This is a genomic window from Kribbella sp. NPDC054772 (assembly GCF_053611945.1).
The window spans coordinates 185644-201206 of the sequence record NZ_JBSHBJ010000005.1 but is presented as its reverse complement, the minus strand read 5'-3'; the positions used below and the strand labels follow the sequence as shown (position 1 = coordinate 201206).

Annotated in this window: 17 protein-coding genes; 10 read left to right on the top strand and 7 right to left on the bottom strand. The window is 69.1% G+C overall.

Annotated elements, in window-relative coordinates; translation table 11 throughout:
* Positions 1-25 precede the first annotated feature (25 nt).
* Together ACWGID_RS11325 and ACWGID_RS11320 are read left to right on the top strand one after the other, a co-directional pair.
* The gene (locus tag ACWGID_RS11325) at positions 26-436 is read left to right on the top strand and encodes a type II toxin-antitoxin system prevent-host-death family antitoxin (RefSeq protein ID WP_452196311.1); all 411 of its coding nucleotides are present in this window, start codon (positions 26-28) and stop codon (positions 434-436) included.
* Between the two features lie 8 nt (positions 437-444).
* Positions 445-876, top strand: a complete 432-nt coding sequence (locus tag ACWGID_RS11320) for a hypothetical protein (protein ID WP_452196310.1) — start codon at positions 445-447, stop codon at positions 874-876.
* 14 nt (positions 877-890) lie between these two features.
* Here ACWGID_RS11320 and ACWGID_RS11315 read toward each other — a convergent pair whose 3' ends face one another.
* From ACWGID_RS11315 to ACWGID_RS11300, 4 genes are all read right to left on the bottom strand, one after another.
* Complete coding sequence (locus ACWGID_RS11315; protein ID WP_452196309.1) at positions 891-1313, bottom strand: MmcQ/YjbR family DNA-binding protein; 423 nt, start codon at positions 1311-1313, stop codon at positions 891-893.
* A gap of 14 nt (positions 1314-1327) precedes the next feature.
* Positions 1328-1822 (bottom strand): hypothetical protein, encoded by a 495-nt coding sequence (locus tag ACWGID_RS11310; protein WP_452196308.1) that lies wholly within the window; start codon positions 1820-1822, stop codon positions 1328-1330.
* Between the two features lie 167 nt (positions 1823-1989).
* Entirely contained in the window at positions 1990-3876 is a 1887-nt protein-coding gene (locus ACWGID_RS11305; protein WP_452196307.1) for a sensor histidine kinase, read from the bottom strand.
* The gene (locus ACWGID_RS11300; protein ID WP_452196306.1) at positions 3866-4579 is read right to left on the bottom strand and encodes a response regulator transcription factor; all 714 of its coding nucleotides are present in this window, start codon (positions 4577-4579) and stop codon (positions 3866-3868) included. The genes ACWGID_RS11305 and ACWGID_RS11300 overlap by 11 nt, the downstream gene beginning before the upstream one ends.
* 113 nt (positions 4580-4692) lie before the next feature.
* Here ACWGID_RS11300 and ACWGID_RS11295 point away from each other — a divergent pair, with 113 nt between their 5' ends.
* From ACWGID_RS11295 to ACWGID_RS11280, 4 genes are all read left to right on the top strand, one after another.
* Complete coding sequence (locus ACWGID_RS11295) at positions 4693-5754, top strand: hypothetical protein (protein WP_452196305.1); 1062 nt, start codon at positions 4693-4695, stop codon at positions 5752-5754.
* Positions 5751-7043 carry a peptidoglycan-binding protein gene (locus ACWGID_RS11290; protein WP_452196304.1) on the top strand — a complete coding sequence of 431 codons (1293 nt, stop codon included), beginning with the start codon at positions 5751-5753 and terminating at the stop codon, positions 7041-7043. Before ACWGID_RS11295 ends, ACWGID_RS11290 begins: the two co-directional genes overlap by 4 nt.
* The gene (locus ACWGID_RS11285; protein WP_452196303.1) at positions 7040-7732 is read left to right on the top strand and encodes an ABC transporter ATP-binding protein; all 693 of its coding nucleotides are present in this window, start codon (positions 7040-7042) and stop codon (positions 7730-7732) included. The genes ACWGID_RS11290 and ACWGID_RS11285 overlap by 4 nt, the downstream gene beginning before the upstream one ends.
* A gap of 116 nt (positions 7733-7848) precedes the next feature.
* Positions 7849-9036: an ABC transporter permease gene (locus ACWGID_RS11280; protein ID WP_452196302.1), complete on the top strand. Its 1188-nt coding sequence runs from the start codon at positions 7849-7851 to the stop codon at positions 9034-9036.
* Here the strand turns inward: ACWGID_RS11280 and ACWGID_RS11275 are convergent.
* On the bottom strand, positions 8938-10287 hold the full coding sequence (locus ACWGID_RS11275; RefSeq protein ID WP_452196301.1) for an MFS transporter: 1350 nt from the start codon (positions 10285-10287) through the stop codon (positions 8938-8940). The two genes, ACWGID_RS11280 and ACWGID_RS11275, sit on opposite strands and share 99 nt — an antisense overlap.
* A 25-nt stretch (positions 10288-10312) precedes the next feature.
* Entirely contained in the window at positions 10313-10792 is a 480-nt protein-coding gene (locus ACWGID_RS11270) for a DUF4188 domain-containing protein (RefSeq protein ID WP_452196300.1), read from the bottom strand.
* A gap of 232 nt (positions 10793-11024) precedes the next feature.
* On the opposite strand from ACWGID_RS11270, the gene ACWGID_RS11265 reads away from it, so the two are divergent.
* The 3 genes from ACWGID_RS11265 to ACWGID_RS11255 are packed head-to-tail and all read left to right on the top strand — an operon-like array spanning position 11025 to position 13417.
* Entirely contained in the window at positions 11025-11870 is an 846-nt protein-coding gene (locus ACWGID_RS11265; RefSeq protein WP_452196299.1) for an SAM-dependent methyltransferase, read from the top strand.
* A 9-nt stretch (positions 11871-11879) separates the two neighbouring features.
* Positions 11880-12296, top strand: coding sequence for an acyl-CoA thioesterase (locus ACWGID_RS11260; protein WP_452196298.1), 417 nt, complete (start codon positions 11880-11882; stop codon positions 12294-12296).
* Positions 12293-13417: a zinc-dependent alcohol dehydrogenase family protein gene (locus ACWGID_RS11255; protein WP_452196297.1), complete on the top strand. Its 1125-nt coding sequence runs from the start codon at positions 12293-12295 to the stop codon at positions 13415-13417. Before ACWGID_RS11260 ends, ACWGID_RS11255 begins: the two co-directional genes overlap by 4 nt.
* Here ACWGID_RS11255 and ACWGID_RS11250 read toward each other — a convergent pair.
* Complete coding sequence (locus ACWGID_RS11250; protein WP_452196296.1) at positions 13399-13869, bottom strand: YciI family protein; 471 nt, start codon at positions 13867-13869, stop codon at positions 13399-13401. The two genes, ACWGID_RS11255 and ACWGID_RS11250, sit on opposite strands and share 19 nt — an antisense overlap.
* A 140-nt stretch (positions 13870-14009) precedes the next feature.
* On the opposite strand from ACWGID_RS11250, the gene ACWGID_RS11245 reads away from it, so the two are divergent.
* The gene (locus ACWGID_RS11245; RefSeq protein WP_452196295.1) at positions 14010-15455 is read left to right on the top strand and encodes a zinc-dependent metalloprotease family protein; all 1446 of its coding nucleotides are present in this window, start codon (positions 14010-14012) and stop codon (positions 15453-15455) included.
* Positions 15456-15563: the final 108 nt, after the last annotated feature.

The window sequence follows — 15563 nt, the reverse complement described above, 5'->3', positions numbered from 1 at the left end:
TACACGGTTGGGAGTGGAGGTCGTCGTGAGTCCGCAGGTCGAGTACGGCAGCGCTCGGGAGGCGCGGGAGCATTTCAAGGACATCTTGGATGCTGCTGATGACGGGCGGCCCGCGACGGTCACGCGGGACGCGCGGCGGGTGGCGGCCGTCGACGCCGATCGGCTGGTGCACTTCCTGACCAGCGTTCGTCCCTCCGGCGCACAGGTCGTCGCGGAGAACGACGGCTGGTCGATCTTCATCCCGGGCCTCCCGGTCGCCGCGGACGGTGCGACGCTCGACGAGGCGGCCGACGAAATGGTCGACGCACTCCGCGAGTACGCCGACGCGTGGGCCGACCACCTACGCCTCGCCCCGAACCACGCGGAGAACTGGGGCCTGGTGCAGATCGTCGCGCTCGCCACGGACGAACAGCTCCACGCCTGGCTGCTGGCCTGAGGTACGACGTGATCGAACGACGCCCGCCGGCCACCCGAACGGACCACCAGAACTTCTGCGTCATCGAAGGCTGGGCCGAGCGACTGCGCGCGACCAGCAAGCGCGGCACCCACCACGTCAACTACGAACTGGCGCTGACCGACGGCCGCATCCTCTACACCCGGATCAGCCACCCGGTCGACCGCACCGACTACGGCCCGTCCATCTGGGCCCATATCCTCCGCGACCAGCTCGTTGTCACGGCAGGGGAGTTCTGGGCCTGCGTCGACGACAAGGTGCTCCCGGACCGCCAAGGTCCCCAAGCCCGGACCGAGTCCATACCCGCCGGAGTGGTCAGAACCCTCATCGCCGAGGCCCACATCCCCGAACCCGAAGTACGAGCCATGACCAAACAAGAAGCCGTCGAACGCCTCGCCGAGTTCTACACCAACGGCAAGTAGACCGCTCGTTCGGCTTACTGCAGGCGGTGGACTTCTAGCCAGGTGGTGGCTCGGCGGGGGCTGGCTCGGGTTAGCCAGGCTTCTTGGATGATTTCGGTGAGTTCTTGGTGGGAGATTTCGCCCAAGTGACTCGCGCGGATCAGGACTGAGGGGTGGCCGTCGAAGTGCGGGGTGGTGAAGAACGGGGTGGGGTCGGCGGCGAGCAGGGCTAGTTTCTCGGCTTCGGACTCGACCCAGATCATGATCACGTCGTCGTACTTCTCGCCGGTGTCCGGATCGGTCGCGTCCGGGCGCGGCGTACGGAAGAAGACGAAGGACTTGCCGCCGACCTGGTAGACGGGGCGGTCGGTGCCGTCGTCGCGTTCCCACTTGGTGACGTGTGGCATCGCCGACGCGATCTCGTGGACGTCGGCGAGCCGGGCCTTCCGCGCAGTCACGTCGGGGAACCCGGTCAGTTCATCGTCGTGAGGCGCACGCAGAGCGGGGTCGACGGCTGGTCCATGATGTCGACGGTACCGGTTCTCGGGACGGGGCCCTTTGTGGTGCCGGAGAACGGGACCGAGATCTTCGGGTAGTAGGACTGCATCGCGACGGGTTGGCCGCTGACTGTCAGCTTGGTCGGTGGATCGATCATGAAGACCAGTAGGCCGGCGAGGATCTGTCGGCTGTCCGCGCAGCCGAGAGCGAGCGCGTGCTGCTGGTCGCTCGCGTTGACGTACGCGAGGAACCTGGTGGCGAGCGCGGTGGCTTCGGTCAGCCGCGGGGCAGTCGTGCCCGGCGTGGTCGGACCGCCGGTCGGCGCAGACGTCGGTTCCGCTGACGGCCGGCTCGGGGCGGTGGAAGGCTGGGTGGGGCCGCCGCTCTGGTCGTCGTCGTTGCTGGTCAGGCTGGTGGCGACGACGAGACCGGCGCCGAGCAGTAGCAGTACGGCGATGACCGCGATCACGACGTACAGCAGGGTGCGACGTGGGCGCGGAGGACGATAACCAGGACCGCCAGGACCGCCAGGACCGTAGCCCGGGCCATAGGACGGCGGGCCAGGCTGGGGGTAGGTCGGGGGTTGTTGCTGCCAGCCACCGTTCGGTGGGCCGTAAGAGGAGTTCGGTGGCTGCGTCACGGGGTCAGTGTGGCAGCCGCAGGGATCCACAAGGTGAACGTCGACCCGGAACCCAGGCGGCTGGTGACGCTGATGTGACCGCCGTGCGCCTCGGCCAGATGCTTCGTGATCGCGAGGCCGAGACCACTGCCACCGGTACTGCGGTTGCGTGAGTGCTCGGCGCGGTAGAACCGATCGAACAGATGCGGCAGGTGCTCCTCCGCGATCCCCGTGCCGTTGTCGGTGACCGTCAGTCTGTAGCCGTCGTCCACCCGCCGTACGCCGACAACAACCTGCCCACCAGGCGGCGTGTACCGGATCGCGTTCGACACGAGATTTCCGAGCGCCTGACGAATCCGGGCGCTGTCGACGGACGCAGGCGCCCGTTCGGGTACGTCGGCAGCGAGCGTGACCGCCGCGGCCTCGGCCGCAGGGCGATGAGCGGAGACGACCTGCTGCGCGACCTCGGCCAGGTCACGCGGGGCGGGATGCAGGCGAAGCATGCCGGCGTCCGCGAGCGCGAGGTCCTGGAGGTCGGCGACCAGGTGCTCGAGCAGACCCGTCTCCTCGAGAAGCGACGTGACGAGTTCGTGGTCCAGCGGTACGACGCCGTCCTCGGACGCGACCAGATAGCCCTTGATGTTGGCGAGCGGTGTCCGCAGCTCATGCGCGACGTCGCTGACCATCGCCTTCCGCTGGAAGTCGTGCCGCTGGATCGCTTCCGCCATGTCGTTGAACGCGTGCCCGAGCCGCGCGACCTCGTCCTTGCCACTCACCGGTACCCGCGCCGCATGGTCCCCGTTGCGCATCCGCTGCGCCGCACCGGTCAACGCCACGATCGGCCGCACGAGCCGCCGTCCGGCGAAGAGCATCACCAGCGCGGCGATCAGCAGTACGCCGAGTGCGGTCGCCGCCGTCCGCAGCAGGCCCTCACCCGAGAACACGTTGAACGTGCTCTTCGCCCCGAGGTACAGCTTCGCGGGCGGAGCGACGTACGGCGTCAACGCCTGGACGCGGGCCTGCGTGGTGCAGTCGTTGAACGTGTCGGTGAGGTCGTCCTTGGTCTTGGGCTCGACCGACTTCAGGCCCTCGTAGTCGCTGATCTGGTACTTCAGGTTCGCCGCGTCCAGGCAGGCCGTCGACCGGCGTACCTCGTCGTCGTTGACGATCTTGGCCTTGGCGCTCGGGGCGTACAGACCGGCCGGAACGCAGGCGTCGTCCTTCGCGGCGGAGCCGGACTTCTCCAGCACGCGGACGCCGGCCAGCGACTGCGTCGACTCGATCATCACCTGCGGGACGTTCCCGCCGGCCTGCGCGAGGCTCGCGGACTTGCCCTTCGCTCCGTAGCAGGTCACGGCTTGCTGGGCGAGGGCCTCGCGCTCCTTCTGTTCCTTGTCGGTCATCCCCCAACCGGGGTAGGCGATGAACGGCGGAGCCGCCGAGGCGGTCGAGACGAACCCTCCCGCGGCACCGGCCGCGACGGTCTTCCGCGCCGAGTACACGGCCATCGTGCCGGACAACCCGGCGAGTTTCGAGACGCCCGAGCTGCGCGCGTCGATGGTTGCCGCGGGCACCGACGGGAGGTCGGGTGCGGCGCCGAGCATCCGCGCCGAGTCCGCGATCACCGAACCGTCGTCGGTCCGCACCGCGACCCGGCGTCCGAGCTTGTCGGCCAGGTCGTGCACCAGTTTGTCGACTCCCGACCAGGTCGGATGGTCCGAGGCGTATCGCGACAACTCGCCGTAGATCTCGCCGTCGACCTGCAGCTGGCCGGTATTCGCGTCGATCTCGCCCTGCAGTTTCTCCGAGGTGCTGTACGTCGCGATCACCGCGGTCGCGATGACGGCCCCGAGCGCGACCGCGAGCGACAGTCCGAGGAACCGGACCAGCACGCTACGACGCATTGCGCGCCACCACCTTGTCCGCGAGCTTGTACCCCACGCCGTACACGGTCTTGAGGTACGCCGGTGCGCCTGGTGACGGCTCGATCTTCTTGCGCAGGTTCATCACATGGACGTCGATCGTCCGGTCGAACACGTAGTGGTCGAAGCCGAACGCGTGCTCGAGCAATTGTTGCCGCGAGAACGCCCGGCCGGGAGAGGCGGCCAGGCAGGCGAGAATCTTGAACTCGGCCGGGGTCAGCTCGATCAGCGTCCCGGCCAGCCGGACCTCGTGCCGGCCCGGGTCGATCTCCAGTTCGCCGACCCGGTAGACCTCGCCCTCGGCGCGGATCCGGGTCCGGCGCAGGACCGTCCGGACCCGGGCGACCAGTTCGCGGGGGTTGTACGGCTTGGTCAGATAGTCGTCCGCGCCCAGATCGAGCCCGAGCAACAGGTCTTCCTCGGTGGAGCGGGCGGTCAGCATGATGATCGGGACCTCGAGACCGTTGTCCGGGTCGGCCCGCAGTACCCGGCAGACGTCCAGACCGTCGACCTTGGGCATCATCACGTCGAGAACCAGCAGGTCCGGGCTCCGCCGGCGGGCCTCGTCGATCGCGGCCCGCCCGTCGTGCACGACGACAGTCAGGTGCCCCTCCCGCTCGAGGTACCGCCGGATCAGCTCCGCCTGCTTCAGGTCGTCTTCGGCGACGAGGATCCGTGCTGGCATAGCCCTCAATGTCCCTGAAGAGAATGAGAATCCTGTGAAGATCGCCTGAGAGCATCAAGTGCAAACCGGTCCTTCACAGGTTCTTCACGGCGCCGACGGCACGCTCCACCACCATGAAGACGTCACGAACCGCAACAACTCTCGCCGTACTGGCCGTCCTGACGCTGGCCGGGTGCGGCAACGACAAGGCGCCGGTCGCGTCCGGGGACCAGAAGAGCGACAAGAGCCCGCTCGCGGAGTACATGGGGGACGGCTTCGTCAGTGCGTCCGGCGGGTCCGGGTTCCGGGTCGCGATGCGGGCCGGCGGCGCGCAGCAGCCGAGCGACGAGGAGCTCGCCAAGCAGCGCAAGGTCGAGGACGCCACCGCCGCCTGTATGAAGACGGCCGGCTTCGAGTACGTCGCCGTACCGCCGGAGCAGAACGCGAAGAGCAAGTTCAGCGACGCGTTCAACCTGCCGGCCGACAAGTTCGCCGAGCAGTACGGGTACGGCATCAGCACGATCGACTGGTCCAAGGCCGGTGACGACGACTCGAACCCGAACACCAAGATCCGCAACGCGCTGTCGCCGACCGCGCAGAAGGCGTACGACAAGGCGCTCAACGGACCGAACGCGACCGGCAACGGCGCGGTGGTCGTCCAGGGGAGCGGCCCGAGCTCAAGCGGTCAGATGGACCTCGGCTGTCGCGGCAAGGCGGTCGAGGAGGTCTACGGCAAGGGCGAGGACCGGCAGGCGGCCTTCAAGAAGTTCGACAGCCTGTTCAAGGACATCCAGGCGTTGCAGAAGCGGATCGACTCCGACCAGCGCGTCGTCGACGCAACCAGTGCATGGTCGGACTGTCTCGCCGACGCCGGCCACTCGGGCTTCAAAAAGCCCGAGGACCCCCGCCAGCAGGTGCAGCAGAAGCTGGACGCGCTGACCGGCAACCAGCCGCCGGCGAAGGGCAGTGGCCCGAGCAAGACGGTCACCGGCCCGCCGTCGTTCGACAAGGTCGACTCGGCGAAGCTGTCCGAGCTGCGCAAGTTCGAGATCGACCTCGCCACCGCCGATCAGAAGTGCAAGGCCACGGGGTACGACGAGGCGTACAAGAAGGTGCAGTACGACGCCGAGAAGGAGTTCGTCGACCAGCACAAGGCCGAGCTCGAGGCGTACCGCGACGAGATGGCGAACCGGTGACCGCTTCGCCCAAGTCCCGTCGCCGGGTGCTGGTCGGGGTGTCCGCGGTGGCGACCGTCTCGCTCGGGATCGGCGTCGCCGCCGGCAGCCGGATCACCTCGCCCGAGGACGCGGCCGCGAAGACCGCGGCACCGAAGGCGTCCCAGATCACCGTGCCGGTGGCGAGGAAGGCGCTGTCGAGCAAGGTGGTCGGGCGGGGTGACGCGTCGTTCGACGGCGCGGTGAACATCCGCGTCGAGACCAGCGGGTTGACGACACCGCCGGTCGTGACCGGGAAGGTGCCGGCGGTCGGGTCGACGATCACCGAGGGCAAGGCGCTGCTGGAGATCACCGGTCGACCGGTGATCGGACTGGCCGGCGTACTCCCGATGTACCGAACGCTGTCCCCGGGCAGCAAAGGGCCCGATGTGCTGCAGCTGGAGCAGACGCTTGACCGGCTCGGGTTCGACCCGGGCGACGTCGACGACGAGTACGACCTCAACACCTCGGCCGCGGTCGAGCAGCTCTACGAGAAGGCCGGGTACGACGCTCCGGAAGCGGACCCGCAGCTGAAACAAGCCGTCGACCACGCGAAGAAGCAGGTCGACGCGGCGAAGAAGCAGCTCCGGCAGGCGCAGTCCCAGCTGAAGGCGGCCAAGGACGCCAAGGCGAAGGACACCTCGGTGCAGCAAGGTGCGGTGGACGACGCCAAGGAGAACCTGTCCGAAGCTCAGGACGCGCGCGGCGAGGCCGAGACCAAGGCCGGCACCCCGCTTCCGGTGTCCGAGATCGTCTACGTGAAGACGCTGCCGCGCCGTGTCGACGACGTGAAGGTCGAGCGCGGCGGCACCGTCAACGGCGTGGTGATGTCGGCGAGCGGCGCGTCCCTGGTCGTCGTACTGAAGGTCGACGCGGAGACCGCGCAGCGACTGAAGGCCGGCCTGGTGGCGTCACTCGACCTCGACGGGACGGCGATCGCCGCGAAGGTCCTCCGGATCACCAAGAACGGGAACCAGTACGACGTGGTGGTCGCACCGAACGCGTTGACCGCGAGTCAGTTGGCGCTGCTTCGGGACGCGAACGTCCGCGTGACGATCCCGGTGAAGAGCACGAGCGGCAAGGTCCTCGCCGTACCGGTGGCTGCCGTGTCGTCCGGGTCGGACGGTGGGTCGCGGGTCGAGGTACTGCGGAACGGGAAGGTGGAGCTGGTCCCGGTCACGGTCGGGCTGTCCGCCGACGGGTTCGCGCAGGTCACGCCGAAGGGCGACGCGAAACTGTCCGAGGGCGACCAAGTGGTGGTCGGACGATGACCGCGACCGCGGTGGCGCTGCCCGCGCCGGTGGTCGAGATGATCGGCGTCCGACGGTTCTTCCCGGGACCGCCCGAAGTACGGGCGATCAAAGGGGTCGACCTGACGATCGGGCAGGGGGAATACCTGTCGATCGTGGGGCCGTCCGGGTCCGGGAAGTCGACGCTGCTGCATCTGCTCGGGTTGCTCGACAACCCGACCGACGGGATCTACCGGCTCGACGGGGTGGACACAATGAGCCTGCGCGAGCGGCGGCGCGCCGTACTGCGCGGGGAACGGATCGGGTTCGTCTTCCAGTCGTTCCACCTGCTCGACCACCGCACCGTCCTGGAGAACGTCGCACTGTCGATGGTGTACGTCGGGATTCCGCGGCGCGAGCGGATGGCGCGGGCACGGGTCGCACTGGAGCGGGTCGGGCTGGCGCACCGGATGGAGTTCGGGCCGACCACGCTCTCGGGCGGTGAACGGCAGCGGGTCGCGATCGCGCGGGCGCTGGTCGCCGAACCGAGTCTGCTGCTCGCCGACGAGCCGACCGGCAACCTGGACAGTGCCAACGCGGAGGCGATCCTGCAAGTGTTCGACGAACTGCACGGCGAGGGTATGACGCTCGCCGTCATCACCCACGACGCTCACGTCAGCCGCCGGGCGCAGCGGCAGGTCCGGATCGTCGACGGGACTCTCCAGTGGTAACCCAAGCAGGCCCCCCGGATCCCGCCGGCGGGCCGTCCACGTCCCGGCGCGGTCTGCGCCGCCGACTCGTCCGCCGGTCCCCGCACCCCGGGCTGCGCCGGAGATCCCGGCCCGCAGTGCGGGACTTGCTGGACGAGGCGCTGGCGGGCGTCGCCGCGCGTCCCACCCGACTGATCCTCACCACGCTCGGCACCGTATTGGGCGTTGCCGCGCTGGTGGGGACGGTCGGGCTGGGGCAGACCGCGGCCGGGCAGATCACGCAGCGGTTCGACCTGGCAGCGGCGACCCGGGTGGTCGTGCAGCCGGACGACAAGGGCGGGCAGGAAGGAGAAGCGGCCACGCAGTTGCCGTGGGATGCGCCGGACCGGATCAAGCGCCTGAACGGCGTGGAGGCAGTCGGCACGGTCAGCAACCTGGAGGTGGGCGACGACCTGGTCCAGAACGTGACGGGCCTGGACAGCGGTGCAGGAAAGGCGCTTCAGGTGATGGCGGGTTCAGCCGGACTGTGGGACGCCGTCCGCGCGCAGCTGAAGACCGGGCGGTTCTTCGACGACGGTCACGACCAGCGCGCCGACAAAGTGGTTGTCCTCGGCAAGCATGCGGCCGAGCGCCTCGGGATCAACCGGGTCGACTCGCAGCCGGCCGTGTTCATCGGCGACGAGCCGTACACGGTGATCGGCATCCTCGACTCGGTCAGCGGTCGCGCCGAACTCAACGACGCGGTGATCATGCCGAACGGTACGGCGCGTCAGGCGTACGACCTCGAGTCGCCGGACGCGCTCGAGGTCCGGACCGCGGTCGGCGCCGCGCAGTTGATCGCCCAGCAGGCCCCGATCGCGATTCAGCCGAACAACCCGAGCACGCTGCGCGTCGACGCGCCACCGAAGCAGGGCGCCGTACGCAAGGGTGTCGAGTCCGACCTGAACGCGCTGTTCCTGCTGCTCGGCGCCGTCGCGCTCCTGGTCGGCGGTCTCGGCATCGCCAACGTCACGCTGCTGTCCGTGCTGGAACGCATCTCGGAGATCGGCCTGCGCCGCGCACTCGGCGCGGCCCGAAGACACATCGCCGTCCAGTTCCTGGTGGAGAGCGTGATCGTCGGATTCCTCGGCGGACTTCTCGGTACGGCGGTCGGCGTCCTGCTCACCGTCGGGGTGTCGTGGATCCGGGACTGGACGCCGATCCTCGACAACCGCCTCGCGTTCGGTTCACCCCTGCTGGGTGCGTTCATCGGTCTGGTCGCCGGCACGTACCCCGCCTGGAAGGCCTCCGCCATCCAGCCCATCACCGCGCTGCGCGGCACGTGAACTGAGCCGCCCGTACACCAGGGCGGTGGTTGCGAAACCGAGCACGATGAACGCCAGTGCCGGGTAGGACTTCCCGTTGTCGGGCAGGATCGCCGCGCCGATCGCAGCCGCGGAGACCTGCCCGACGTTGTAGATCATGTCGTAGAGCGCGAACACCCGGCCGCGGTACACGTCGTCGACACCCGTCTGCACGAGGGTGTCGACGCTGATCTTGACGCCCTGCGCACAGAACCCGACCAGGAACCCACCGATCACCAGCGCGGGCTGGGTGTACAGCCCGATCGGTACGGCGGTCACCACCGCCGCGGCCACGAACAGCACCGTGATCCACTGGCGCAGCTGCATCACCCGAGTGCCCCACGGCGTGACGAGCGCGGCGACGAACAGCCCGGCGCCGACCGCACCGGTCGCGATCGCGAGTGCACCGAACGCTTGATCCAGCTGACCGGGCCCGTAGAAGTAGTTGCGGTACAGCAGGATCATCGAGACCGTCATCAGCCCGAAGAAGAACCGCAGCGAGCCGATGGCGGCCAGACCGAGCGCGGCCTGCCGGCGCTCGCGCAGATGCCGGGCGCCGTCCACCAGCCCGGTCGCGATGCTCCGAAGCGCCTCGGTAATGCCGGGCTCGTCGCCCTTCAGGTCCGGGCCGAGCTGGTCACGCCGCAGCCGGAGGGCGAGCAGCGCGGCGGCCGTGTAGATGACGACGGTCAGGCCGAGGACGAGCAGGTCCGAGTCGGCGAGCAGCTTCACCCCTGCGCCGATCCCGCCGCCCACGAGGAAGAGCGCCGTACCGGATGTGGGCGTGACCGCGTTGGCCATCACCAGCTCGTCGCGCTCGACCACGTGGGGGAGCCCGGCGGACAGTCCGGACAGCAGGAACCGGTTGACGCCGAGAGTGAGCAGTACGGCGAGGTAGAACGGCACCCCCGCGTTGTCGACCGCCACCAGCGCGCCGACCCCGATGACCAGGGCGGCGCGGGTCAGGTTCGCGGCGAACAGGATCTGGCGCCGGGACCAGCGGTCAAGCAGTACGCCGGTGAACGGTCCGAGGATCGAGTACGGCAGCAGAGAGACCGCGAACAGACCAGCGATCGCGGCCGCGTCCGGCGCCCGTTCCGGTGAGAACAGCACGTACGACGCCAGCGCGACCTGGAAGACCCCGTCACCACACTGCGACGTCAGCCGTACCGCGAACAGCCGCCGGAAATCGCGCCGCTGCAGCAGCGTCCACAAGTCCCGGATGAACCGCACGCCTGCACTGTAACCGCAGGCGTGACTAGTCCGTTTGGTGCAGGCGCTGCGCCGCGGTCTCGCCGCGTTGGCCGACCGGCTCGACACCGCGCGCCCTGCCGAGGCCGAGGAGTGGCATGTTGCCGTAGATCGTCTCGGTGTGGCCGGCGGGAACGACGTACGTCTCGTGCCAGATCCCGACCGCGCCGCCCTTGAAGGAGTTGCGGAAGTACTCGACCCACGCCGGCCGGTGCGTCCGCCCGTTGTCGTTCGCGAACGCCTGCAGTTTCTCCACCGACTCCCAGTACTGGATCAACGTGACACCACGCCACGTCGGCAGTGTCCGGAACCCGAGCAGTCCGCTGTCCTTGTCCTTCATCAGTTCCCGCAGCATCGGGCCCATCGCCCGCAGTACCGGCATCCACTCGCGCGGCTTGAACACCGAGTTGACCCGCATCCCGATCAGGAACACGACCACCTCACCGTCGTACGCCGCTGTCTGCCGCCCCTGGATCACGTCACCCATGTCGCCCCCTCGCGTTTAGCAGACAGTCCACCACGGCCTGGGTCTGGTCGCCCCGGGAATCAGTACGAAAAGCGTGCTGAATTCAAGCCTCTGTAAAGGCCATCGGAAGACGCGCCGGAGCTGAGGGCAGTGGCTCCGTGGAGCGGTAGTGTCGAACTGCCGGTGTCACCGTGCGTTGCACACCGGTTACGATGACTGTTCAGTTCTGAGCCGCAGCGCGGATGGGATATTCATGGCTGAATCGCAGGATGCCGACGTCGACCCGCGGATGTACGAGCAGCTGAAGCTGGATCGCCCGCACGGCGCCCGGGTGTACGACTACTTCCTGGGCGGCAAGGACAACTTCGCGATGGACCGGCAGGCGGCCGAGCACCTGCTGCAGGCGTTCCCGGGCTTCCGCACCGCCGCCCTGTCGAACCGGATGTGGATGCACCGCGCCGCGAAGTACGCGGCCGAGCAGGGCATCACCCAGTTCCTCGACGTCGGTACCGGCATCCCCACCAGCCCGAACCTGCACGAGGTCGTCCAGGAGATCACTCCGGCGGCGCACGTGGTGTACGCCGACAACGACCCGATCGTGCTCGCGCACTCACGCGCGCTCCTGGTCAGCAAGCCCGAGGGCAAGACCGCCTACCTCGAGGCCGACGTCACCGACCCGCAGGCGATCCTCGGCTCCGAGGAGGTCAAGCAGCTCATCGACTTCAGCAAGCCGGTCGCGCTCAGCATCGTCGGCGTCTTCCACTACCTGCCGGACGCCCTGGAGCCCTACGACCTGGTCCGTCAGCTCGTCGAGCCGCTCGCGCCAGGCTCGCTGCTGATCTTCTCGCACTGTACGCCGGACTTCGCGCCGGAGCTGTGGGAGCGGGCGATGGTCGTCTACAAGGCCGACGGTGGCGACGCGCAGGTGCGCAGCAAGGAAGAGGTCACCCGCTTCTTCGACGGCACCGAGCTGGTCGAGCCGGGCGTCGTGTCGCCGTTCCGCTGGTACCCCGACGACGAGACCCAGCAGCTGGTCGACAAGGGTGAGTTCACCGACATCATGTGCAGCCTCTGGGTCGGTGTCGGCCGCAAGCCGTAGTTTGTCGGGATGGACCGGAGCGCGTATCCGCACCACCTGCCGATCACGTTGCGGTGGAAGGACAACGACGTCTACGGGCATGTCAACAACGTCGAGTACTACAGCTTCTTCGACACGGTCATCAACGACTTCCTGATCCGCCTCGGTGGGCTCGACATCCACCGGGGCGAGGTGATCGGGTTGTGCGTCGACTCGCAGTGCACGTTCAAGCAGCCGCTCGAGTTCCCCGGCGTCGTCGACGCCGGCCTGCGCTGCGGTCAGCTGGGTAACTCCAGCGTGCGGTACGAGATCGGCCTGTTCCGCGAGGGCTCCGACGAGCCCGCCGCGAGCGGCCGGTTCGTGCACGTCTTCGTCGGGCGGCACGATCGCCGCCCGGTGCCGGTCCCGGACCGGATCCGCGAGGCACTCGAAGGGATCACGGGATGATCGTGCGCGGCGCCGTACTCCGGGAGATGGGCCTGCCGGCGCCGTACGCCGACTCGCGGCCGCTGCGGGTCGAAGAGGTGGAGCTGGCGCCGCCGGGGCCGGGGGAGTTGCTGGTCCGGATCCGGGCGGCGGGACTGTGTCATTCGGACCTGTCGGTGATCGACGGGTCGCGGCCGCGAGTGATGCCGATGCTGCTCGGTCACGAGGCGACGGGCGAGGTCGTGGAGTCGGCCGCGCCCGGGTTCGCGCCGGGGGACGTGATCGCGTGCGCTTTCGTCCCGGCCTGCGGCGGGTGTGCGCCGTGCGCCGAGGGGCGGGCGGCGTTGTGCGAGCCCGGCGCTGCCGCGAACGCGTCCGGGACGTTGCTGTCGGGCGCCGGCCGCCTCCGCGCGGGAGGCGCTTCCGGTGTTGTCCACCATCACCTCGGGGTGTCCGGGTTTGCGGATCACGCCGTCGTCTCAGCGCAGTCGGCCGTGAGGATCGATCCGTCGTTGCCACCGGAGATCGCTGCGCTCTTCGGATGCGCCGTGATGACAGGCGTCGGCGCCGTGGTGAACACGGCGCAGGTCCGGGCCGGGCGTAGTGCGGTGGTCTTCGGCCTCGGTGGTGTCGGGCTGTCGGCGTTGCTCGGCGCTGTTCTCGTCGGAGCGCATCCGATCGTCGCGGTGGACGTCGTACCGTCGAAGCTCGCACTGGCCCGCGAGTTGGGTGCGATTGTCGTCGTCGACGCTCGGGACGCCGACGCGGTGGAGCAGATTCGGGACGCGACCGCGGGCGGGGCGGACTATGCCTTCGAGACCGTCGGGAGCGCGAAGGTGCTCGAGCAGGCGTACGCCGCGACGCGCCGCGGCGGCACCACCGTCACGGTCGGGCTGCCGCATCCGTCGCAGGAGTTCAGCATCCCCGCGGTCAGCCTGGTCGCGGAGGAGCGCACCGTGAAGGGCTCGTACCTCGGCTCGGCGGTGCCGTCCCGCGACATCCCGCGGTACGTCGCCCTCTACCAGGCCGGTCGGCTCCCGGTCGACCGCCTGTTGACCGCGACGGTCGGCCTCGACGACCTGAACCGGGCCTTCGACGACCTCGCCGCCGGTACGTCGATCCGTCAGGTGCTGCTCTTCTGAGACTGCTCCAGGTTCTCGGCGGCCCTCCGGAACGTGTCCTCGTTGCGGTCGCGCGCCTCGGCGGTGTAGTTGTCACCGAAGTAGTCGGCGGTGGGCACCGGCCGGATCTCCAGCAGCCCGGACGAGTCGCGGTCGCCGGCGCCGAGCGCGTCCGCCGCGATGCAGCGCCATCCCCACTCCATCGCCTCCGCGCGGGACGCCACCTCGATCAGGCAGAACCCGGCGATCAGCTCCTTGGTCTCGGTGAACGGGCCGTCGACCACCCGGCGCTTGCCCTCGTCCAGCTGGATCCGGAAACCGTGCGAACTCGGCAGCAGCCCGTCGCCCGCGAGCAGAACACCCTTCTCCGCCATCTCGGCCATCACCAGACCCATCGCGGTCAGGCTCTCCTCGGACGGGAGCCCGCCGGATTCGGAGACGTCATTGGCCTTGAAGATCATCATGAAGCGCATCGGGAGCCCCTCCCAAGTCGGCGTTAAATCCCGAGACGAATCTATACAGCGGCAGGGACTTTCCGGCAGGCTACCGAGGGTGCGTGCCCACGCACGAGATGTGAGGTCAGTTCCCGGAGTCCCTGAGGAGGACCCCAAAAATGCGCACCCGCCCCCGCCGGATCGGCGCGCTCGCCGCCGCCGGTGTCGCCGCTCTCGGAGCGCTGGCCGTGGTCGTCGGCAACCAGGCCGACGCCCAGCAGCCCGCTCCGCTTCCGATCGACCAGTTGCTCGGCCAGGAGTTGCAGGGCCAGGCCGCGCTCGGCCGGGTCCAGTCCCGGATCGCCGAGGTCGCCGACCAGAACCGGCTGTCCGCCGACAACCTGCGCCAGATTCTGGCCACCGACCGGACCGCCTGGCTGGACCGGGCCGGCAAGCTCTTCTACCGCGAGCCGGTCGCCACCGGCAGCGAGCTGAAGTCCGCCGCCGTGGCGTCCCCGCGCTGGGCGACGCAATCCCTCGCCGCCGCGACCGGGCCCGCCTTCGAGCTGCACAGCAAGCCCGGCTCCAACCGGGTCATCTACCTCGACTTCACCGGCCACACGATCACCGGTACGGCGTGGAACACCAACGGCAAGCCGGCCACGGTCAAGGTCGCGGCGTACGACACCGACGGGAACACCAGTAACTGGAGCACGGCCGAGCAGGACGTCGTACACGATGTCTGGGCGCGGGTGGCCGAGGACTATGCGCCGTTCGACGTGGACGTGACCACGCAGGAGCCGGCGGCCGCGGCGATCGACCGGAGCGGCTCGACCGACCAGCAGTACGGGACGCGCGTGGTGATCGACCCGGGCACCTGGTACCAGTCGGGCTGTGGATGCGGCGGGGTCGCGTACGTCGGCGTCTACGACAACACCAGCAAGCACTCGTACTACCAGCCGGCGCTCGTCTTCACGAAGGGCGTGGGTACCGGCGCGAAGAACCTCGCCGAGGCCGCGTCACATGAGGCCGGCCACAACGTCGGCCTCAGCCACGACGGTACGGCGTCGGTCGGGTACTACGCCGGACACGGAGCCTGGGCGCCGATCATGGGCGTCGGCTACTCCAAGGCGATCAGCCAGTGGAGCAAGGGCGAGTACTCGGGTGCCAACAACAAGGAAGACGACATCGCGGTGATCGGCCAGAACGGGCTGGCGCTGCGGGCCGACGACCACGGCAACGGCACCGGTACGGCGACCGCGCTCACGCTGGGCACGAGCGTGAAGGGCATCTACGCGAGCGACGCCGACGTCGACGTGTTCCGTATCGATCTGAAGGCCGGCACGTTCAAGTTCGCGGCGAACGCGGCGGCGACGGGAGCCGACCTGGACATCAAGCTCCAGTTGCTGAACTCCTCCGGGGCCGTCGTCGCCACGGCCAACCCGGCGGCCGGGCAGTCCAGCGCCGCGACGGCGACCGGGTTGAGCGCGAGCATCAGCCGCCAGGTCGCGGCCGGCCGCTACTACCTGAAGGTCGTGAACACCGGGTACGGCGATCCGCTCAACACCGGCTACTCCACGTACGGCAGTCGCGGCGCCTACACGGTGCGCGTCACCACCGCCTGACACCGAGCCACCCGGGGGGCGGGGCGGCCCCCCCCACCCCGCCCCCCCCCGCCGGGGGGGGGGCCCGCCCCCCCGGGCGGGGGGGGGGGCGCGCCGGCGAGAGGCACA